Origin of the sequence: Streptomyces sp. BV286 (genome assembly GCF_019090165.1) — a bacterium.
Lineage (GTDB): Bacteria > Actinomycetota > Actinomycetes > Streptomycetales > Streptomycetaceae > Streptomyces.
Genome location: NZ_JAHRIB010000107.1, coordinates 33357 through 50681, shown reverse-complemented (window position 1 = coordinate 50681; position 17325 = coordinate 33357). Strand labels below are relative to the sequence as shown.

The following is a 17325-nucleotide window of genomic DNA, read 5'->3' as shown; positions in this document are numbered from 1 at the left end:
CCGGCCCCGGAACTATTGCGGACGGTGACCTTGGGGTGGCCGGTACGCTTGCACGTGTTTCACGTGAAACACGTCCCCGATCCGCGAAGACTGGATGAACGACGATGCATCGGTACAGGTCCCACACCTGCGGCGAGCTCCGCGCCTCTGACGTCGGCAGTGACGTCCGGCTGAGCGGCTGGCTGCACAATCGCCGAGACCTGGGCGGCATCCTCTTCATCGATCTGCGCGATCACTACGGCATCACGCAGCTCGTCGCCCGCCCCGGCACCCCCGCGTACGCGGCCCTCGACAAGGTCTCCAAGGAGTCCACCGTCCGGGTCGACGGCAAGGTCGTCTCCCGTGGCGCGGAGAACGTGAACCCGGACCTGCCGACCGGTGAGATCGAGGTCGAGGTGGGTGAGGTCGAGCTGCTCGGCGCGGCCGCCCCGCTCCCCTTCACGATCAACGCCGAGGACGGTGTGAACGAGGAGCGGCGCCTGGAGTACCGCTTCCTCGACCTGCGCCGCGAGCGCATGCACCGCAACATCCTGCTGCGCACCTCGGTCATCTCCGCCATCCGTCACAAGATGACGACGCTGGGCTTCAACGAGATGGCGACCCCGATCCTCAGCGCGACCTCCCCGGAGGGCGCTCGCGACTTCGTCGTCCCGTCGCGCCTGAACCCGGGCCGCTTCTACGCGCTGCCGCAGGCCCCGCAGCAGTTCAAGCAGCTGCTGATGATCTCGGGCTTCGACCGGTACTTCCAGATCGCGCCCTGTTTCCGTGACGAGGACGCGCGTGCGGACCGTTCGCCGGGCGAGTTCTACCAGCTCGACGTGGAGATGTCCTTCGTCGAGCAGGAGGACGTGTTCCAGCCCATCGAGAAGCTCATGACCGAGCTGTTCGAGGAGTTCGGCAACGGCCGGAACGTCACCTCCCCGTTCCCGCGGATCCCGTTCCGCGAGTCGATGCTGAAGTACGGCTCCGACAAGCCGGACCTGCGGGCCCAGCTGGAGCTCGTCGACATCACCGACATCTTCGAGGGCTCGGAGTTCAAGGCCTTCGCGGGCAAGCACGTACGGGCCCTGCCGGTGCCGGACGTGGCCGCGCAGTCCCGGAAGTTCTTCGACCAGCTCGGTGACTACGCGGTCTCGCAGGGCGCGAAGGGCCTCGCCTGGGTGCGGGTGGCCGAGGACGGCTCGCTGACGGGCCCGATCGCGAAGTTCCTGACCGAGGAGAACGTCGCCGAGCTGACCAAGCGGCTCCAGCTGGCCGCCGGTCACGCCGTGTTCTTCGGCGCGGGCGAGTTCGACGAGGTCTCGAAGATCATGGGCGCGGTGCGCGTCGAGACCGCCAAGCGAGCCGGCCACTTCGAGGAAGGCGTCTTCCGCTTCTGCTGGATCGTCGACTTCCCGATGTACGAGAAGGACGAGGACACCGGCAAGATCGACTTCTCGCACAACCCGTTCTCGATGCCGCAGGGCGGTCTGGAGGCCCTGGAGACCCAGGACCCGCTGGACATCCTGGGCTGGCAGTACGACATCGTCTGCAACGGCGTCGAGCTGTCCTCCGGCGCGATCCGGAACCACGAGCCCGAGATCATGCTCAAGGCCTTCGAGATCGCGGGCTACGACCGTGAGACCGTCGAGGAGCAGTTCGCGGGCATGCTCCGCGCCTTCCGCTTCGGCGCCCCTCCGCACGGCGGTATCGCGCCCGGCGTCGACCGCATCGTCATGCTCCTCGCCGACGAGCCGAACATCCGGGAGACCATCGCCTTCCCGCTGAACGGCAACGCGCAGGACCTGATGATGGGCGCGCCGACGGAGCTGGACGAGACGCGGCTGCGTGAGCTGCACCTCTCGGTGCGCAAGCCGGTGAACCCGGCGAAGTAGGACTCGCGAGGGCGCCGTCACGGACGGCGCCCGACCGGAAGTGTCGGGCCGAGAGCGCTGAACGGATAGTGCCGGACCGACCGATAGTGCCGTACGGACCCAGAGCGCGGGACCGATCGAAGGCGCAGGACCGGCGGCGAGGAGCGGGCCTGCAAGCACCCATATGGGTGATCCCTGCTCCTCCCCCGGACCGGACGGAGAATTCCGGACAGCGTGCGGCGCCCCGGCTTCGGGGCGCGGCCGAGTCGGCAGCCCCACCCCCACCCGTCCGGCGCGCGTCCCGGACCACGCCCCCCGACCGGCGGCCCGTCGAGCCGAGCCGCCGAGCCGCCGAGGCTCCCGGCAGCTCAGTGCGACACGCACCGTGACACACACGGGGACCACGCGGGGCCGCGGGTGACCGCGGGTGACCGCGCGACCAGCCGTCCCCCGTGGGATCCCGCACCCCCGCGCAACGCGCGGCAACTCCCGGGCCGCGAGCGAATTCCCGCCACGTTCCTCAGGTGCACAGCAACGCACAGTCGGCGCCCACGCCCCTGACAGGCTTCTTGCCTAGCTTCCCTCCTCATGACCGGAACCCAGGGAAACCAGACGGCCCAAGGGCCGAAACACAAGCGGAACGTGACGCGCCGAAAGGTCGTCGTGGCAGGTGGCGCGGCGGTCGCCGCGGTGGGCGTGGGCGGCACCATCGCCGCGACCGCGAACGCCGGCCAGACGAAGAAGGGCGCCTCGCCGACCGCCTCCTCCACCTCGTCCGCGACGTGCTACAAGCTCACGTCGGAGACCACCGAGGGCCCGTACTACATCGACGCGGACAAGCTCCGCCAGGACATCACCGAGGACAGGGAGGGCATCCCCCTGACCCTCCGCCTCAAGGTGATCGACAACGAGACCTGCAAGCCCCTCAGGAACGCCGCCGTCGACATCTGGCACTGCGACGCGCTGGGTCTCTACTCCGGTTACGAGGACCTCTCCACCGGCGGCGGTGGCGGCGGTACGCCGCCCAGCGGGACGCCCGCCGACGCTCCCTCCGGTACGCCGACCGGCTCCCCGCCCGAGGGCGGCGGCGGTGGTGGTGGCGGCCACCAGGAACCCACCGACGACAAGCGGTACCTGCGCGGCACATGGAGGACGGACCGGCAGGGCTTCGTCACCTTCAAGACGGTCTTCCCGGGCTGGTACCGGGGCCGTTGCGTCCACATCCATACCAAGGTGCACGTCGGCGGCACCTGGACGGACGCCGGGTACGAGGGCGGCAACACCTGCCACACCGGCCAGTTCTTCTTCGACGAGGAGTCGGTGCTCGCCTCCGCCGAGGTCGAGCCGTACTCCACGAGCACCACCGAGCGCACCACGCTCTCCGAGGACACGATCTACGACCAGTCCGGCACGACGGGCGGTCTCCTCAAGCTCAAGTACAAGAAGAACGGCATCGCGAAGGGCGTCCTCGGCACCATCACGATGGGCGTCGACCCGGACGCGACCCAGGAGGGCACGGGCGACGCCGTGCAGCCGGGGGCTTCGGCGACGGCCTCGAACTCGGCGTCGGCTGCGGCGAGTTGATCGTCCCGGTCGCCGGCTGAGTCCTGCCACCGGCCGAGGCGGACGCGCGGAGCGGGCCAGGAGCGGGCCCGGAACATTCGATTCCGGGCCCGCTCACCCAGCCATTCACATACATGATTTCAAGTCCAGCCCATTGACCCGGAAGATTTGCCTCCGCTACGTTCCCCAAGTTCCCGCGTACGTGATCGTGGTTCACGTATATGTGCAATGTAGGGGAGACAACGATGTCAGAAGCCGTGATACCCGACGCCGAGCGTCGTGCGGTCAGCAAATTCCTGCGCCGCATGCTGCCGATCCTGGTCCTGATGCTGCTGGTCAACCAGATGGACCGGACGAACGTGGGCTTCGTCCAGGACGAGCTGCGGGCCGACGTCGGAGTGAGCGCCACCGCCTACGGTCTCGGCGCAGGCCTGTTCTTCATCGGGTACGCCCTGTTCGAGGTGCCGAGCAACATGCTCCTGGAGCGGTTCGGCGCCCGGGTCTGGCTGACCCGGATCATGATCACCTGGGGTGCGGTGATCGTGGCGATGTGCTTCATCCACAACGTGACGATGTTCTACGCGCTGCGTTTCCTGCTCGGGGTCGCGGAGGCCGGGTTCTTCCCCGGCGTGCTCCTCTACTTCACCCAGTGGCTGCCCGATTCCAGCCGTGGCCGGGCGAGCGCGATCTTCCTGGGCGGCTCGGCGACGGCGTACATCGTGACGGGTCCGATCACCGGCGCCCTGCTCGAACTGCACGGGGCGGGCGGATTCGCCGGCTGGCGCTGGATGTTCGCGCTCGAAGGCGCCTTCTCGATCGTCGTGGGGATCGTCGCCGGCTTCTTCCTGGTCTCACGGATCGAGGACGCCCCCTGGCTCACGCGGGAGGAGAAGGACGCGCTGAGCGCGGCGGTGGCCCGTGACGAGGAGGCCCGCAGCCGGGCGCCGAAGGTCTCCCGGATCAGGCTGATCCTGCACCCGCAGGTCGCCGTGCTGACCGCCGTCTTCTTCGCGATGGCCCTGACCGGGTACGCGATCACGTTCTGGCTGCCGAGTCTGGTCGACGACATCGGCGGACTCTCGCCCTTCCAGGTGGGGCTGTTGTCGGCGATCCCGTGGATCTGTGCCGTGATCGCCATGTACTCGATGTCCCACTTCACGGACCGTGCCCGGGACCGGCGCCCCTATCTCGCCGCCGCCCTGGTCCTGTCGGCGACGGGTACCTTCCTCGCCACCCTCGGCTCCCCCTGGTTCGGGCTCGCCGCGATCACGCTCGCCGCGGTCGGTGGGAAGTGTGCGGCCACCCTGTTCTGGCCGATGGCCCAGTCGGGCCTCGACCTGAAGATCGCGGCGCCGGGTCTCGCGGTCGTCAACTCCATCGGAAACCTGGGCGGTTTCGTCTCCCCCACTCTCTTCGGCTACCTCAAGGACTCGACGGGCAGCACGAACGGCGGTCTCTACACGCTGTCGGCGGCGTCGATCCTCGCCGTGATCGGAGTGGCGCTGATCCGCAGGCACGGCGGCGGCGGTACGGCGACCGGCCGGGACGAACCGGAACCGACGCTGGTCAAGGGCCAGGTGGCGACGGGCGAGGCACGCTGACGCCGACGGGCGTGCGGACGTCGGTGGCCACCCGTGTCTGCCGGTGACCGGCCGTGGCCGGGGCGCGCAGGCACCCCGCCGCCGACCGCCCTTTCGGGCCCCCGGAACTCCGGAAGGAACTCCGCAAGGAACTCCGGAAGTTCGCAGTCGGCGCACAGGCCTCTCGTGGGGAGTGCACAGCGGCGGGGAGTGTCATGGAAACTGTGGCGGGGTGTGATCGCCCCGCGCAGCACCACGAAGCGCCGGAGGAAACCATGGGGTTCATGCTGCTCGCACTGTTCCTGATCGCCGGGGCGGTGGCCGCGGTCGTCGCACAGCGGCGGTCGTACGGCGCGGGCGCCGTGTCCGGTCTGGACGCGGAGGCCGAGGCGAACCGTTGGGTGGTCCGGCTGGGCGGCAGCCTGTCCGCCTTCGGCGCGGGGGCCCGGGCCGACCGCATCGCGGCCCGCGAGCTGTCGGCCGCCGCCGAGCGCCACCGCACCGCCCGGCTTCAGCTGGCCGCTGCCCGCACCCCCGCCGAGTACGTGGTCGTGACGCGAACGGCCCAGGAGGGCATGCACCACGTCCGCGCGGCCCGGACGGCACTGGGCATCGCCCCGTCGGCGGCTTCGCGTCCCGCGGACCTTCCGCCCTCGGGCCAACCTTCCGCAGGCCAACAGCCGCACCATCGGGATCACGTCCGGACGTGACGAGATCCGGCCGGACCTTCGCGACCCGGCGCCCCGGCGTCCCGGCGACCCGGTGAGCTGTCGCACTCCGTGACCCCCGGGTCCAGACTGGAGGGAGGCGGGATCTCCGAGACACGGGGCCGAGACACAGGGCCGAGACACGGAGGCCGGGGCACAGGGGTCGAGCCACGAGGGCCGATCCGCAGCACCCGGGCCCCGTAGCCCGTCGGCCGTGGAGGAATCATGACGGCAATGACGCGGAACGACACCCCCGTCGCGATCGAGGGCAACGGTGTGGAGCTGCGCACGCAGGAGGTCGGGGGCGACATGAGCGTCGCCTTCGCACGGTTCCCCAAGGGGACGGACATGGCGCCGGCGGTCAAGGGCCTGCCCGACGACCTGTGCCAGTGCCCCCACTGGGGCTACCTGCTCAAGGGCCGACTGAGGATGAGCACCAAGTCGGGGGACGAGATCTACGAGGAGGGCCAGGCCTTCTACTGGGCGCCCGGCCACGTACCGGAGGCGCTGGAGGACTGCGAGTACGTCGACTTCTCGCCGACGAAGGAGTTCAACGAGGTCATCGACCACATCAAGGCACAGGCGGGCTGACGCCGACACGCACTGACGTGACGTACGGGTTCATGTGACGCACGAGGTCGTGGGACGACGGGCTCAGGTGATGTACGAGGTCACGTGTCGTACGGGCTCAGGTGACGTACGAAGCACGCGACGTACCGACTCAGGTGTCGTACGTGCCGTCCCAGGGCGGTCCGAAGCCGAGCCGTTCCGGGTACAGCTCGCCCCACGGTTCCCCCTCGTCCTCGCCGGTCAGCAGGCCGAACAGCACGCCGTCGCGGGTGAGTTGGAAGGGCCGGATGGCGATGTCCGTGTAGCGGCGCCGGGGGAGGCTGCGCAGGAGCTTCGCCAGGTGGGCCTGGGCCTGGGAGAGGACCGAGTCCGGCCCGTGCGGGGCGCGCTGCTGCTCGGCCCACGTGCCGGCGCACCAGATCTCCGAGTCGCGGTGGCGGCCCTCGGAGTCGAAGGTGTGGAGCACGGTGAACAGTCGTTTGTGCTGTTCCCAGCCGTCGTCGGGGCGGAAACCCTCGGGGAAGGCGTACGTGACCGACCCCAGGAACTGCCCCTCCGCGTAGTGACCGATGGCCTCGGTGCGGTGGCGCGGCTCGTAGGCGATCGGGATGAGCTGGGGGACTGCCATGGCGAAACCATACGGATGAATCGTGCCCATGCCAGGAGCGGGGTCCCATAACAGGAGCGAGGGCTTCAGCCGGCGCCGACGCGCCGTTGTGCGAACTCCCGGTTCGTGAGCGTCTGGCGGCGGTGCGCGTCGGGCAGGTCCGGCATCGCCAGGAGCCGGTCGCAGGCCCGCAGCGAGGCGGCAGGGTCGCCCACCCAGTAGGACGTGATCGAGTACTCGAACAGCAGCCCCCAGCGGTACACCCACGGCTGTACGAAGAGCAGGTCGTCCGGGGCTTCCCGGTCGAGCCCCGCGCGGACGACGGCGTGCGCGCTGTGATGGCGGCCCTGGACGCGAAGGCGCGAGGCGAGCTCGTAGCAGGCCTCCAGCCGCTGCGGCCGGACTTCCCAGGCCCGGGTGAGGGCGTCCACCGCGCCGGCCCAGCCGCCGGAGCCGGAGCCGACCCCGACCCCGACCCCGACCCCGGCCCCGGAACCTGGGCCGGGACGGGCCGTGGGCTCCGCGCTCAGGACGCCCACCTGGAGAAGTGAGTAGTACACCTCCTCCGGCCAGCCGCCCATCGCGGCCCGCCGCTCGTACAGGTCGATCGCCTCGGGCGTCCTGCCCAGGTCACGCATGGTCTGGGCCAGGTAGAAGACGGTGCGGGCGTTGGCGGGGTCCCGTTCCAGCTCGGCGCCGAGGAGCCGCGCGTCGCGCTCGAACTTGTCGTCGCGCGAGCCGCCGTCGGCGAAGTCCTCGACGACGACGGCGTCGAGGTTCTCCTGCGTGTGGTCCCGGTCGGCGGTGAGGTACTCGTGGGTGACGCCCTCGTACCGCCAGGGCAGGTCGCCGCGCACCAGACGCTTGATGCGGTACTCGGTCGTGCCCTCGTGACGCAGCATGTACGAGTCGGCGGTGAGCGGCGGCAGGGGCCCGTCCTGGCGGAGTACGAGGTCCGCGTCGAGCAGCAGCAGGTAATCCGCCCGGGCCCGGGCGCGGCTGATGTTCCGGCTGCGGTTGTGGCCGAAGTCGACCCAGGGGTCCTCGTGGAGGTCACCGGGGATGCCGTCCAGCGCCGTACGGATCAGGTCCTGCGTGCCGTCCGTCGACCCGGTGTCGGAGATGACCCAGCTGTCGATCAGGTCCCGGACGGAGGCGAGGCACCGTTCGATGACCTTCGCCTCGTTCTTGACGATCATGCACAGGCAGATGGACGGCTTCACGGCAACACCACTCCCGGTGACTCGGCGCGGGAGACCGTAGGCACCGGACGCCGTCGGCCTTGGTGAGGCTCGCCGCGGCCGCTTCCCGATTCGCTGTCACGCAGGCGCCCATTGGAGTTTTGCCTGTCGGCTGATCTGTTGATCGTTCCGGAGAACTCTTCAGTCGCCGGAGCCGCGGTCCGATGTACCCCGAGGAAGCTCGAACTCGCTTCCGGGAAATCCGTACATCTGTGCATTCGTGCTTCCGTGAATCTGCGCTTCACGTGGCAGTGCAGCGGTGCACCGGATCAGAAGGAGCAGTACATGAGTCCTGCACCCGGGACCAGGTCGTCCCTCGGCCCGCTTCCCGCCCGCAGCGTCTTGCTGACCGGCGGAGCCGTCGTCTCGATCGCCCTCGCGCTCGCCGGTGTCGCGAACCCGGCCGTGGCCGCGTCGCGCACGGTCGCGCCGCTTGCCGGCACCCTCGCGACCGGCCCGTCCGGTCTGTCGGGGCCGTCGGGTCCGACCGGCGTGTCGGGTCCGTCCGGCGTACCGGGCCCGTGGGGCCTGTCGGCGCCTTCGACGGGCGACGACTGCAAGAAGCCGAACCATCCACCCAGGCCCCACAACCCGAACGGTCCGAGACCGGAGGGGAAGGCCCAGGCGCCGTCCACCGACGGGCACCACGACAAGTGCAAGGTCGGTCCCACGGGTCCGCCCGGCCCGAAGGGCCCCACGGGCCCGCCCGGCCCCAAGGGCGACACCGGCCCCGCCGGTCCTCCCGGCCCCGGTGGCGGTCCCACGGGTCCTCCCGGACCGCAGGGTCCCAAGGGTGACACCGGCGCGGCGGGCCCGTGCTCGGACATCGACTCGTACGCGCCTTCGAACTCGGAGGAGTTCAGTGCCGTACTGACCGGTGGGAAGGCGTACGCGGGGCGACGGGAGCTCAACCCGATGCAGCCTCAGGGGGCATACGCCTGGCAGGACCTCACCAACGCCGACAACCCGAGGTTCCCCACGACCGCCTGTGCCGTCTCCATCTCCGCCCAGGGGAACGACGCCTGGATCAAGGTGCTGACGACGGGTGGCGAGGTCTGGGAGACGCACGGAGACACCAACGGCACGACGTTCGTCTGGAACGAGGGCTGGACGCAACTGACCAAGCCGTAAGGGTTCGTGATCGAGGTCGCCGGGCTCCGGGGTGACCTTGCGGCCGAACAGTCCCCGGGTCCCTTTCGTCTCGAAGGGGCTCGGGGCCTGGTCGTCCGGGTCCGGCCCGGGGCACTTCTCTGCTCGTTGTCCTGCTCGTTGTTCTGCTCTCTGCTCTCTGCTCTGTCGTCTGTTCTGTTCTCCGTCTTCTCCGTCTTCTCTGTCTTCTGAGTCCTCTGAGCCGGAAACCATCGCGTCACGTATTCCCTCTTGATGTCCATGACGATGATCAATCGCCGCGCGACCGACACTCCTTCGACCACGCGATCACGGCGCCGCCGCAGAGGTTCCGCGCGCAGCGGCGGCGGACGCGGTGGCGGGAGAGGGAAGGGGCCCCTGCTGGGGGGCCTGGCCGCGCTGGCGGTGTTATCCGTCGGCGCCCTGATCGTGAACGGGACGACACCGGCTGCGTCCAGCTCCGACGACGGAGCCGCCGACGTGGCGCAGCCGTCCGCACAGGCGCCGGCACCGGAGCGTTCGGAGTCGGCGGAACCGAGTGGCGGCGGCACGGCGTCGGCGGACGCCGGGGGCGAGCCGGGTGCCGTGCCGGACGAGGAGGCCGACAGGGACTCCGACGCCGACGGGGAGGGCGTGGCCCCGCCGGACTCGTCCGACATCCCCGCGACGGGACCCGGCACGTTCGCCACCGCCGGCGGCGGGAGCGGCACCGTGGGCAAGGGCTCCGACGTCCTGCGCTACAAGGTCGTCGTCGAGAAGGGCCTCACGCAGTCGGCGGCGGACGTCGCCCGGCAGGTGGAGGGGATCCTCGCCGACCGGCGCGGCTGGACGGCGGACGGCCGGTCGGGCTTCCGGCGCGTCTCCAGCGGTACGACCGACTTCGTCGTACGGCTCGCCACACCGGGCACGGTGGACGCCATCTGCGGCAAGTACGGCCTCAACACCCGCGGCGAGGTCAACTGCAACGTGGGCAAGGACGTCGTGGTCAACCTCAAGCGGTGGCTGCTGGCGACTCCGGTCTACGCCGACGACGTGGACGCCTACCGGGCGCTGATCATCAACCACGAGGTCGGCCACTTCCTGGGCCACGGCCACGTCACGTGCCCCGGGGCGGGCAAGCCCGCCCCGGCGATGATGCAGCAGATCAAGGGCATGCGCGGCTGCAAGCCCAACGTGTGGCCGTACGACACCAAGGGACGGTTCGTCACGGGGCCCGCCGTGTCCTGAGCGGGTGGCCAACCGCGTCCTGAGCCGATGGCCGACCGCGTCCTGAGCGGGCGGCCGAAGAACGCACGGCAACCTTTCCGGACCCCGCGACCACAGATGAGTCGGAACTCCGTTCACGGGGGCTCCACACAACGCACCAGCCCCACAAGAACCACGTAAGGACTCATCCGTGGCATCCCCCTCCCACCGCAGGTCCCTTCGTAAGCGGCGCACCGTCCTCGTCTCCGTCGCCGCCGTCGCGGCCGCGGGTCTCGGCGCCGGCACCTTCGTGATGAACGCGAACGCGGGTGCCGTCGACCTGGCGCACCAGGTCCTGCCCGCCAAGGACGGCTGGGCGGCCTCCGGTTCAGGTACGACCGGTGGCGCGAAGGCCGACTCGGCGCACACCTTCACCGTCAGCACGCGGGCCCAGCTGGTGAAGGCACTCGGTTCGCAGACGAACTCCACCCCGAAGATCATCAAGGTCAAGGGCACGATCGACGCGAACACGGACGACGCCGGCAAGAAGCTGACCTGCGCCGACTACGCCTCCGGGACGGGCTATTCACTGTCCGCGTACCTGAAGGCGTTCGACCCGGCCACCTACGGCAAGAAGGCCCCCGCGGGCACGCAGGAGAAGGCCCGCGCCGCCGCGCAGACCAAGCAGAAGAAGAACATCGTCTTCCGGGTGCCCGCCAACACCACCATCGTGGGCGTCCCGGGCAGCAAGGCGGGGATCACCGGCGGCAGCCTCCAGGTGCAGGACGTCGACAACGTCATCATCCGCAACCTCTCCCTCACCGCCACCGAGGACTGCTTCCCGCAGTGGGACCCGACGGACGGCTCCTCGGGCGAGTGGAACTCGAACTACGACTCGGTGACGTTGCGCGGGGCGACCCATGTCTGGGCGGACCACAACACGTTCAGTGACGCGCCGTTCTTCGACAAGTCCGAGAAGACGTACTTCGGCCGTAAGTACCAGGTCCACGACGGCGCCCTGGACATCACCAACGGCTCCGACCTGGTGACCGTCGAGCGCAACCAGTTCACCAACCACGACAAGACGATGCTCATCGGCAGCAGCGACACCGACAGCGTCGGCAAGCTGCGGGTCTCCATCCACCACAACGTGTGGAAGGGCATCACCCAGCGCGCCCCGCTGGCCCGCATCGGCCAGATCCACCTCTACAACAACGTGTACGACACGACGGCCCTCAACGGCTACGAGCCCAAGTACAGCCTCGACTCGCGGGCCAAGGCCCAGGTCGTCGCCGAGCACAACTCCTGGACCCTGCCGTCCGGCGCGAAGGTCGCCAAGCTGCTGAGCGGCGACGGAACGGGTTCGGTCGCGGGCAGCGGCAACCTCGTCAACGGCAAGGCGACGGACGTCGTCGCCGCGTACAACTCGGCGAACTCGAAGAAGCTGAAGACGACGGTGAACTGGAAGCCGGCCCTGACGGCCGGCCTCCAGACCTCGGCGAAGAGTCTGCCGACGGAGCTGCTGGGGACGACGGGGGCCGGGGTCCTTTCCTGACCCTCCCTCAAGACGTGAGTGGGGCCCGGGACCTGGGGTCGTCCCGGGCCCCACTCACACGCCCTGGAACCCGCCGGAACGTATGCCGTGGAGGAGGTGGGCGAGGGGAGTGGGAGTGGTGACGAGTTGTATGGCGGGGTCGTCGCTCTCGCGGAGGTGGATGGTGTGGGGGGTGGTGGCGAGTTCGACGCAGGCGTTGCCGTCGCCGCCACCGGAGAAGGACGACTTCTGCCAGTTGCCGGGGGTCTGCATGGTGCGCCTCACAGTTCCTTCGCCAGCCTGTGGATGAAGTCACGCGACCGTTCGGGTTCGAGTGACGCACCTTCCACTCTATGGAAAAGCGTTCGAAAACTGTGGAGTTGGGCTTCGGAGTCGACGAAGGCCGAGCCGTGCGGCGCGTCTCGTACGACGGTGTCCAGCTGGGGAACCGCGCCCCCCGCGAAGACCATCGCGCTCCCGGCGTCGATGAACCCGTCGAGGTCGAACGGGATCACCCGCACGGTCACGTGATCCGCTTCCGAGAGTTCCAGGACGCGGACGAGCTGGGCGCGTGAAGCGGCGCGGCTGCCGACCCTGATGCGCAGGGCTGCTTCGTGCATCACTGCTGTGTACGGAGTGGGCTGCGCGCCCTCGATGATGGTGCGCCGCTTCATCCGGTGCTCAACGCGCAAGCCGAGCTCACTCGGAGGAAGCGCGGGCACCCTGTGTGAGAAGACCCTGTGGGCGTACTCCTCTGTCTGGAGAAGACCCGGCACGTACAGGCAGTCCACGTCCCATCGAAAGGTGGCGTGGTGCTCCAGCTCGGACAGGTCCAGGAACGAGGTGGGCAGCAAGCCCCGGTACTCCTCCCACCAGCCGCGCGTGCGATCGGTGGCCATCGCGACCAGTGCCGCGACCAACTCTTCGTCCACACAGGCGTAGTGCGCGGCAAGACGACGTATGCGCGTCTCGCTCACGCCCGCGATGGCGTACTCGATCTGGCTCATCTGGACGGAGTCGGCTCCGAGCAGTTCCGCGGCCTCACGGGCCTTCAGGCCTGCTGCTTCGCGCAGTTTGCGCAGCTCGGAACCCAGGCGTACCTGGCGCGCGGTGGGCTGCCGTCGACGCGGCATGGCTTCCTCCTCGCCCCCCAACTTCCGGGAGGCAGTGACTCGTTCAGGGGGAAGATTATGGCAACGACTTGCAAGGTCCTAATTTGAGGACCTACCGTCAGTGACGCGACGCACACGCTGCGGAACGCCGGGGATCCCGGAAGTGCACCACTCCGTCCTGCCATGACGGCCGTGACACAGCCACCGCCCGACTCCTGCAGTAGGTCCCCAACTCCCCACACCTGAGCTGGAGTTCACGCATGCCTCAAGACGTCAGCGAGCCCTGGGAGTACACGCTCCACATCCCCCACGACCCCCGAGCGGTGACGGTCTGCCGCCGGACCCTCCGCCTGATCCTCACGATCCACGGCCTGATCCGCCTCACGGACGTCGCCGAACTCCTGGCGACGGAGCTGATCTCCAACGCCGTACGCCATACAAAGGGCCCCGCGGCCCTGCGCCTGCGCTGGCGGGACGGAGTCCTGCGGATCGGAGCGTGGGACGGGGACCCCGGGCCTCCAGAACCGGCACCGGCGTTGGACCAGGCCTCCGTGGACTCGGAGACGGGCCGGGGCCTGACCCTCGTCCAGGCGTGCGCGGACGTCTGGGGCTGGCACCCACTGGCGAGAGAAGGCAACAGGGGCAAGTACGTGTGGTGCGACCTGGGCGCCGCGTAGCTCGTTGATCACGTCGGACTTCGCGCAGTTCACCGAGTCACGCCTGGTCGATCCCAGGCGAAGTGGGCGACCGACGCGGCGCAGCTCTTCCGCGAAGCCTGAACGCTGTGACATGACACCGGCTCCGAAGTCGCTCTCCACAGTCCGGAGCGAGGGCCCTTCCCAGGCCGCGTCGTCAGGGGGCGGGGAACGCCCGGCCCGCTCCCGTCGTTCCCCTTTCAGGCGACCGCCCGCCGGCCGAGGTGGTGCGGTATGCCCCTCCGGCGACCGATTCCGAGTGCCATGTTCCGTATCCCAGCTCGCACCCGCACCCGAAGCTGTCCCGCCGTTCTCGCGGGCGCCGTCGTCGGCCTGCTTCTTGGCTGTTCCGGCGGCGAAGGTGCAGCCGACGTGTCTTCGGGTGTCCCCGGACCGGCGGCGTCCACCGTGACCGGGCCGGCGACCACCCCCGCCGAGTCCCCACGGGCCACCCCCTCCGTCACGCCGACACCCCGCGAGACCGGCACCCGGGCCCTGGCGGCCTCGCTCAGCATCCCGAAGATCGGGCTCGAGGACCTGCGCGTCGTCCCGTACGAGGGGACGACCGACGACTGGCCGGGCACCCGGATCCAGAACCGCGGCGTCGGCGCCAGCCCGTACGGCAGCCGCGGCGGCGTCGGCCCCGGCGAGGTCGGCAACTACCTGGTCACGGCCCACCGTCTGTCCGCCGGCGGGCCCCTGCGCGACCTCCCGCTCCTCGCGCAGGGCGACACGGTCCGCGTCACCTCGGGCGGCACGGTCCACGAGTACGTGATCACCGGCACGAGGGAGACGTCCTTCCGCTCCGTACGCTCGCTCGCCGAACAACGGGCGCCGGTGCCGGGCTTCCCTGGCAGGCGCCCCACCCAGGCCATGATCACCATCTCCACCTGCGCCACACCGGAGGACGACGCGGCGGGAAACCACTGGCGCGACGACAGAGGAAATCCGGAACACCGCATCGACAAGATCGGCGTGCTGAGGTCGCTGGGCCCGGCGCATGCCGCCCTCGGCCCCGTACCAGGTCACGCCCAGGTCGAGGCCGTACTTGCTCAGCGCCCGGGACAGCGCCTCCACCGCATCGGCCCCGCTGCGCCGTGAGCGAGTCGATTTCCGGTGCGTGCTCTCAGTCGGGGAGGTCGCTTCGGTGTTCTGCCCGGTCGGCCGGGCCCGGCCGACGGTTGCGCCTGCGGTGCTTGGCCAGGTGGATCGCCCAGAGAGCCATGACGGTGATCCCGGCGAGGACCGCGCTCCCCAGCCAACCGCTCGGTGAATCGAAATGCCACATCCACAGCCGCAGGAACACCGTGAAGAATGCCCAGTGGCAGATCCACAACACCATGCCCTGGAACCACACGGGCGGGGGAGCCTGCAGCGGAGGTTTGGGAGGAGCCGGACGGAAACCTCCCGTCCGCTCGTAGTGCGCCTGCCGTCGGCGTTCGAAGCGGCAGAAGAGCCAGCACAGCAGCCCCGTGCCCAGACCCGACAGCACCCCCTGGAGCACGCGTTCCGGGTCGTCGAAGCCGGACAGCGCCCAGACGAACAGCAGACCCTGGAGAACGCCGAACACCACGCCCGAGCGCACCGGATGACGGGCGATGGACACCTGGACCCGGGGCGGCGGCTCGGCCCCGCCGTGACGCCGGTCGAATTTCAGGAAAGCCCGTCTCAGCGAGTCCATCGGCCCCTTCCGGACACGGGTGGCTGTTACTCCGGCGCCCCGCCGAACCGCTCCTTGTACGTCTCCAGGTCCTCGTCCGTGATCTTGGCGAAGAGGACCGGGGGGACCGTGAACGGTGTGCCGGCGGGGAGGGAGTCGAGGGACCTCGCCTCGGTCGGTGTCACCCACGTCGCCGTGTCGTCCTTCAGGGCGAACGACGAGCGCATCGCCTTGGAGGAGGCCGGGATGAACGGCTCCGAGACCACCGAGTAGAGGTGGATCAGGTTCATCGCCGTGCGCAGGGTCAGGGCCGCCCCGTCGGGGTTGGTCTTGATCTCCAGCCAGGGGGCCTTCTCCTCAAGGTAGGAGTTGCCCGCCGACCACAGGGCGCGCAGAGCCGCCGCGGCCTTGCGGAACTGGAGGGTCTCCATCTGGGTCTCGTACTCGGCGAGGAGCGACGCGATCTCCTCGCCCAGCCGCGACTCCGGCTCGCCCGCCTCCGCGCCCGCCGGGACCTCCTCGCCGAAGCGCTTCTTCGAGAAGGACAGGACGCGGTTGACGAAGTTGCCGAGGGTGTCCGCCAGGTCCTTGTTCACCGTCGCCGTGAAGTGCTCCCACGTGAACGACGAGTCGTCCGACTCGGGGGCGTTGGCGATGAGGAAGTAGCGCCAGTAGTCGGCGGGCAGGATGTCGAGGGCCTGGTCGGTGAAGACGCCCCGCTTCTGCGACGTGGAGAACTTCCCGCCGTAGTACGTCAGCCAGTTGAAGGCCTTGAGCTGGTCGACCTTCTTCCACGGCTCCCGCACGCCCATCTCCGTGGCGGGGAACATCACGCTGTGGAAGGGGACGTTGTCCTTCGCCATGAACTCGGTGTAGCGCACGTCGGAGGCGCCCGCCGGCTCGTACCACCACGACTTCCAGTCGCGGTTCTCGCCGGCCGGGGCCGCGTCCGACCACTCCTTCGTCGCGCCGATGTACTCGATCGGTGCGTCGAACCAGACGTAGAAGACCTTGCCCTCGGCGGCCAGCGTCGGCCAGGTGTCCGCCGGGACCGGCACGCCCCAGTCCAGGTCACGGGTGATCGCACGGTCGTGCAGGCCCTCGGTCAGCCACTTGCGGGCGATGGAGGAGGCGAGCTGCGGCCACTCGTCCGAGACCTGGTCGATCCACGTCTCGACCTCGCCCTGCAGCTTCGACTGGAGGAGGAAGAGGTGCTTCGTCTCGCGGACTTCGAGCTCCGTCGAACCCGAGATCGCCGAGCGCGGGTTGATCAGGTCCGTGGGGTCCAGGACGCGCGTGCAGTTCTCGCACTGGTCGCCGCGCGCCTTGTCGTAACCGCAGTGCGGGCACGTGCCCTCGACGTAACGGTCGGGCAGGAAGCGGCCGTCGGCGGGCGAGTACACCTGCCGGATCGCGCGCTCCTCGATGAAGCCGTTCTCGTTGAGCTTGCGGGCGAAGTGCTGCGTCAGCTCGGCGTTCTGCGGGCTGGAGCTGCGGCCGAAGTAGTCGAAGGCCAGCTCGAAGCCGTCGTAGACCGCCTTCTGGGCGTCGTGCGCCTGCGCGCAGAACTCGTCGACGGGGAGACCCTGCTCCTTGGCCGCCAGTTCGGCCGGGGTGCCGTGCTCGTCCGTCGCGCAGATGTAGAGGACCTCGTGGCCGCGCTGGCGGAGGTACCGGGCGTACACGTCCGCCGGGAGCATGGACCCCACCATGTTGCCCAGGTGCTTGATCCCGTTGATGTACGGAAGGGCGCTGGTGATGAGGTGTCGAGCCATTGCGGGCTGCTCCCGAGTCGCTACGTGTGGTGACGGATCGCGTTGTGGTGCCGCGATTTTCGACCGTCTTACGAACCTTGAAATCGTAGCCGACACGGGTGGGCCGCCCGCTCCT

The 17325-nt window shown here is 69.5% G+C and carries 16 protein-coding genes; 10 read left to right on the top strand and 6 right to left on the bottom strand.

The genetic code is table 11. From position 1 onward, the window contains the following. The first annotated feature begins 104 nt into the window (after positions 1–104). The 5 genes from aspS (at position 105) to KUF83_RS15075 (ending at position 6294) form a co-directional block, all read left to right on the top strand. On the top strand, positions 105–1874 hold the full coding sequence (gene aspS, locus KUF83_RS15095) for an aspartate--tRNA ligase (protein ID WP_217455173.1): 1770 nt from the start codon (positions 105–107) through the stop codon (positions 1872–1874). Between the two features lie 567 nt (positions 1875–2441). Further along, complete coding sequence (locus KUF83_RS15090) at positions 2442–3437, top strand: intradiol ring-cleavage dioxygenase (protein WP_217455172.1); 996 nt, start codon at positions 2442–2444, stop codon at positions 3435–3437. Positions 3438–3661: 224 nt separating this feature from the next. Next, positions 3662–5017, top strand: coding sequence for an MFS transporter (locus KUF83_RS15085; RefSeq protein ID WP_254643870.1), 1356 nt, complete (start codon positions 3662–3664; stop codon positions 5015–5017). 263 nt (positions 5018–5280) lie between these two features. Beyond that, complete coding sequence (locus KUF83_RS15080) at positions 5281–5706, top strand: hypothetical protein (RefSeq protein ID WP_217455171.1); 426 nt, start codon at positions 5281–5283, stop codon at positions 5704–5706. A 222-nt stretch (positions 5707–5928) separates the two neighbouring features. Continuing rightward, the gene (locus KUF83_RS15075; protein WP_217455170.1) at positions 5929–6294 is read left to right on the top strand and encodes a hypothetical protein; all 366 of its coding nucleotides are present in this window, start codon (positions 5929–5931) and stop codon (positions 6292–6294) included. 130 nt (positions 6295–6424) lie between these two features. Here KUF83_RS15075 and KUF83_RS15070 read toward each other — a convergent pair whose 3' ends face one another. Then, positions 6425–6901 carry a hypothetical protein gene (locus tag KUF83_RS15070; protein ID WP_217455169.1) on the bottom strand — a complete coding sequence of 159 codons (477 nt, stop codon included), beginning with the start codon at positions 6899–6901 and terminating at the stop codon, positions 6425–6427. 65 nt (positions 6902–6966) lie between these two features. Then, the gene (locus KUF83_RS15065; RefSeq protein WP_217455210.1) at positions 6967–8079 is read right to left on the bottom strand and encodes a glycosyltransferase; all 1113 of its coding nucleotides are present in this window, start codon (positions 8077–8079) and stop codon (positions 6967–6969) included. Between the two features lie 327 nt (positions 8080–8406). Here KUF83_RS15065 and KUF83_RS15060 point away from each other — a divergent pair, with 327 nt between their 5' ends. From KUF83_RS15060 to KUF83_RS15050, 3 genes are all read left to right on the top strand, one after another. Further along, positions 8407–9252, top strand: a complete 846-nt coding sequence (locus KUF83_RS15060) for a hypothetical protein (protein ID WP_217455168.1) — start codon at positions 8407–8409, stop codon at positions 9250–9252. A gap of 258 nt (positions 9253–9510) precedes the next feature. Next, positions 9511–10476 carry a DUF3152 domain-containing protein gene (locus KUF83_RS15055; protein WP_254643869.1) on the top strand — a complete coding sequence of 322 codons (966 nt, stop codon included), beginning with the start codon at positions 9511–9513 and terminating at the stop codon, positions 10474–10476. A gap of 169 nt (positions 10477–10645) precedes the next feature. Beyond that, complete coding sequence (locus tag KUF83_RS15050) at positions 10646–11989, top strand: polysaccharide lyase family 1 protein (RefSeq protein WP_217455167.1); 1344 nt, start codon at positions 10646–10648, stop codon at positions 11987–11989. Positions 11990–12043: 54 nt separating this feature from the next. Here KUF83_RS15050 and KUF83_RS15045 read toward each other — a convergent pair whose 3' ends face one another. Together KUF83_RS15045 and KUF83_RS15040 are read right to left on the bottom strand one after the other, a co-directional pair. Further along, the gene (locus tag KUF83_RS15045; protein WP_217455166.1) at positions 12044–12241 is read right to left on the bottom strand and encodes a DUF397 domain-containing protein; all 198 of its coding nucleotides are present in this window, start codon (positions 12239–12241) and stop codon (positions 12044–12046) included. A gap of 8 nt (positions 12242–12249) precedes the next feature. Then, positions 12250–13101, bottom strand: a complete 852-nt coding sequence (locus KUF83_RS15040) for a helix-turn-helix transcriptional regulator (RefSeq protein WP_217455165.1) — start codon at positions 13099–13101, stop codon at positions 12250–12252. Between the two features lie 239 nt (positions 13102–13340). Here KUF83_RS15040 and KUF83_RS15035 point away from each other — a divergent pair, with 239 nt between their 5' ends. Together KUF83_RS15035 and KUF83_RS15030 are read left to right on the top strand one after the other, a co-directional pair. Further along, the gene (locus KUF83_RS15035; RefSeq protein WP_217455164.1) at positions 13341–13757 is read left to right on the top strand and encodes an ATP-binding protein; all 417 of its coding nucleotides are present in this window, start codon (positions 13341–13343) and stop codon (positions 13755–13757) included. Between the two features lie 390 nt (positions 13758–14147). Then, positions 14148–14876, top strand: coding sequence for a class E sortase (locus KUF83_RS15030; protein WP_217455163.1), 729 nt, complete (start codon positions 14148–14150; stop codon positions 14874–14876). A gap of 25 nt (positions 14877–14901) precedes the next feature. On the opposite strand, the gene KUF83_RS15025 is transcribed toward KUF83_RS15030, so the two are convergent. Together KUF83_RS15025 and metG are read right to left on the bottom strand one after the other, a co-directional pair. After that, on the bottom strand, positions 14902–15456 hold the full coding sequence (locus KUF83_RS15025; RefSeq protein WP_217455162.1) for a hypothetical protein: 555 nt from the start codon (positions 15454–15456) through the stop codon (positions 14902–14904). Positions 15457–15482: 26 nt separating this feature from the next. Further along, positions 15483–17210: a methionine--tRNA ligase gene (gene metG / locus KUF83_RS15020; RefSeq protein ID WP_217455161.1), complete on the bottom strand. Its 1728-nt coding sequence runs from the start codon at positions 17208–17210 to the stop codon at positions 15483–15485. Between the last annotated feature and the right edge of the window lie 115 nt (positions 17211–17325).

Coding starts and splice junctions, on each gene's coding strand:
- KUF83_RS15070 (WP_217455169.1), bottom strand. CDS start 6,901: ATGGCAGTCCCCCAGCTCATCCCGATCGCCTACGAGCCGCGCCACCGC.
- KUF83_RS15040 (WP_217455165.1), bottom strand. CDS start 13,101: ATGCCGCGTCGACGGCAGCCCACCGCGCGCCAGGTACGCCTGGGTTCC.
- metG (WP_217455161.1), bottom strand. CDS start 17,210: ATGGCTCGACACCTCATCACCAGCGCCCTTCCGTACATCAACGGGATC.
- KUF83_RS15060 (WP_217455168.1), top strand. CDS start 8,407: ATGAGTCCTGCACCCGGGACCAGGTCGTCCCTCGGCCCGCTTCCCGCC.
- KUF83_RS15085 (WP_254643870.1), top strand. CDS start 3,662: ATGTCAGAAGCCGTGATACCCGACGCCGAGCGTCGTGCGGTCAGCAAA.
- KUF83_RS15055 (WP_254643869.1), top strand. CDS start 9,511: ATGACGATGATCAATCGCCGCGCGACCGACACTCCTTCGACCACGCGA.
- KUF83_RS15025 (WP_217455162.1), bottom strand. CDS start 15,456: ATGGACTCGCTGAGACGGGCTTTCCTGAAATTCGACCGGCGTCACGGC.
- KUF83_RS15090 (WP_217455172.1), top strand. CDS start 2,442: ATGACCGGAACCCAGGGAAACCAGACGGCCCAAGGGCCGAAACACAAG.
- KUF83_RS15065 (WP_217455210.1), bottom strand. CDS start 8,079: ATGATCGTCAAGAACGAGGCGAAGGTCATCGAACGGTGCCTCGCCTCC.
- aspS (WP_217455173.1), top strand. CDS start 105: ATGCATCGGTACAGGTCCCACACCTGCGGCGAGCTCCGCGCCTCTGAC.
- KUF83_RS15080 (WP_217455171.1), top strand. CDS start 5,281: ATGCTGCTCGCACTGTTCCTGATCGCCGGGGCGGTGGCCGCGGTCGTC.
- KUF83_RS15035 (WP_217455164.1), top strand. CDS start 13,341: ATGCCTCAAGACGTCAGCGAGCCCTGGGAGTACACGCTCCACATCCCC.
- KUF83_RS15075 (WP_217455170.1), top strand. CDS start 5,929: ATGACGGCAATGACGCGGAACGACACCCCCGTCGCGATCGAGGGCAAC.
- KUF83_RS15045 (WP_217455166.1), bottom strand. CDS start 12,241: ATGCAGACCCCCGGCAACTGGCAGAAGTCGTCCTTCTCCGGTGGCGGC.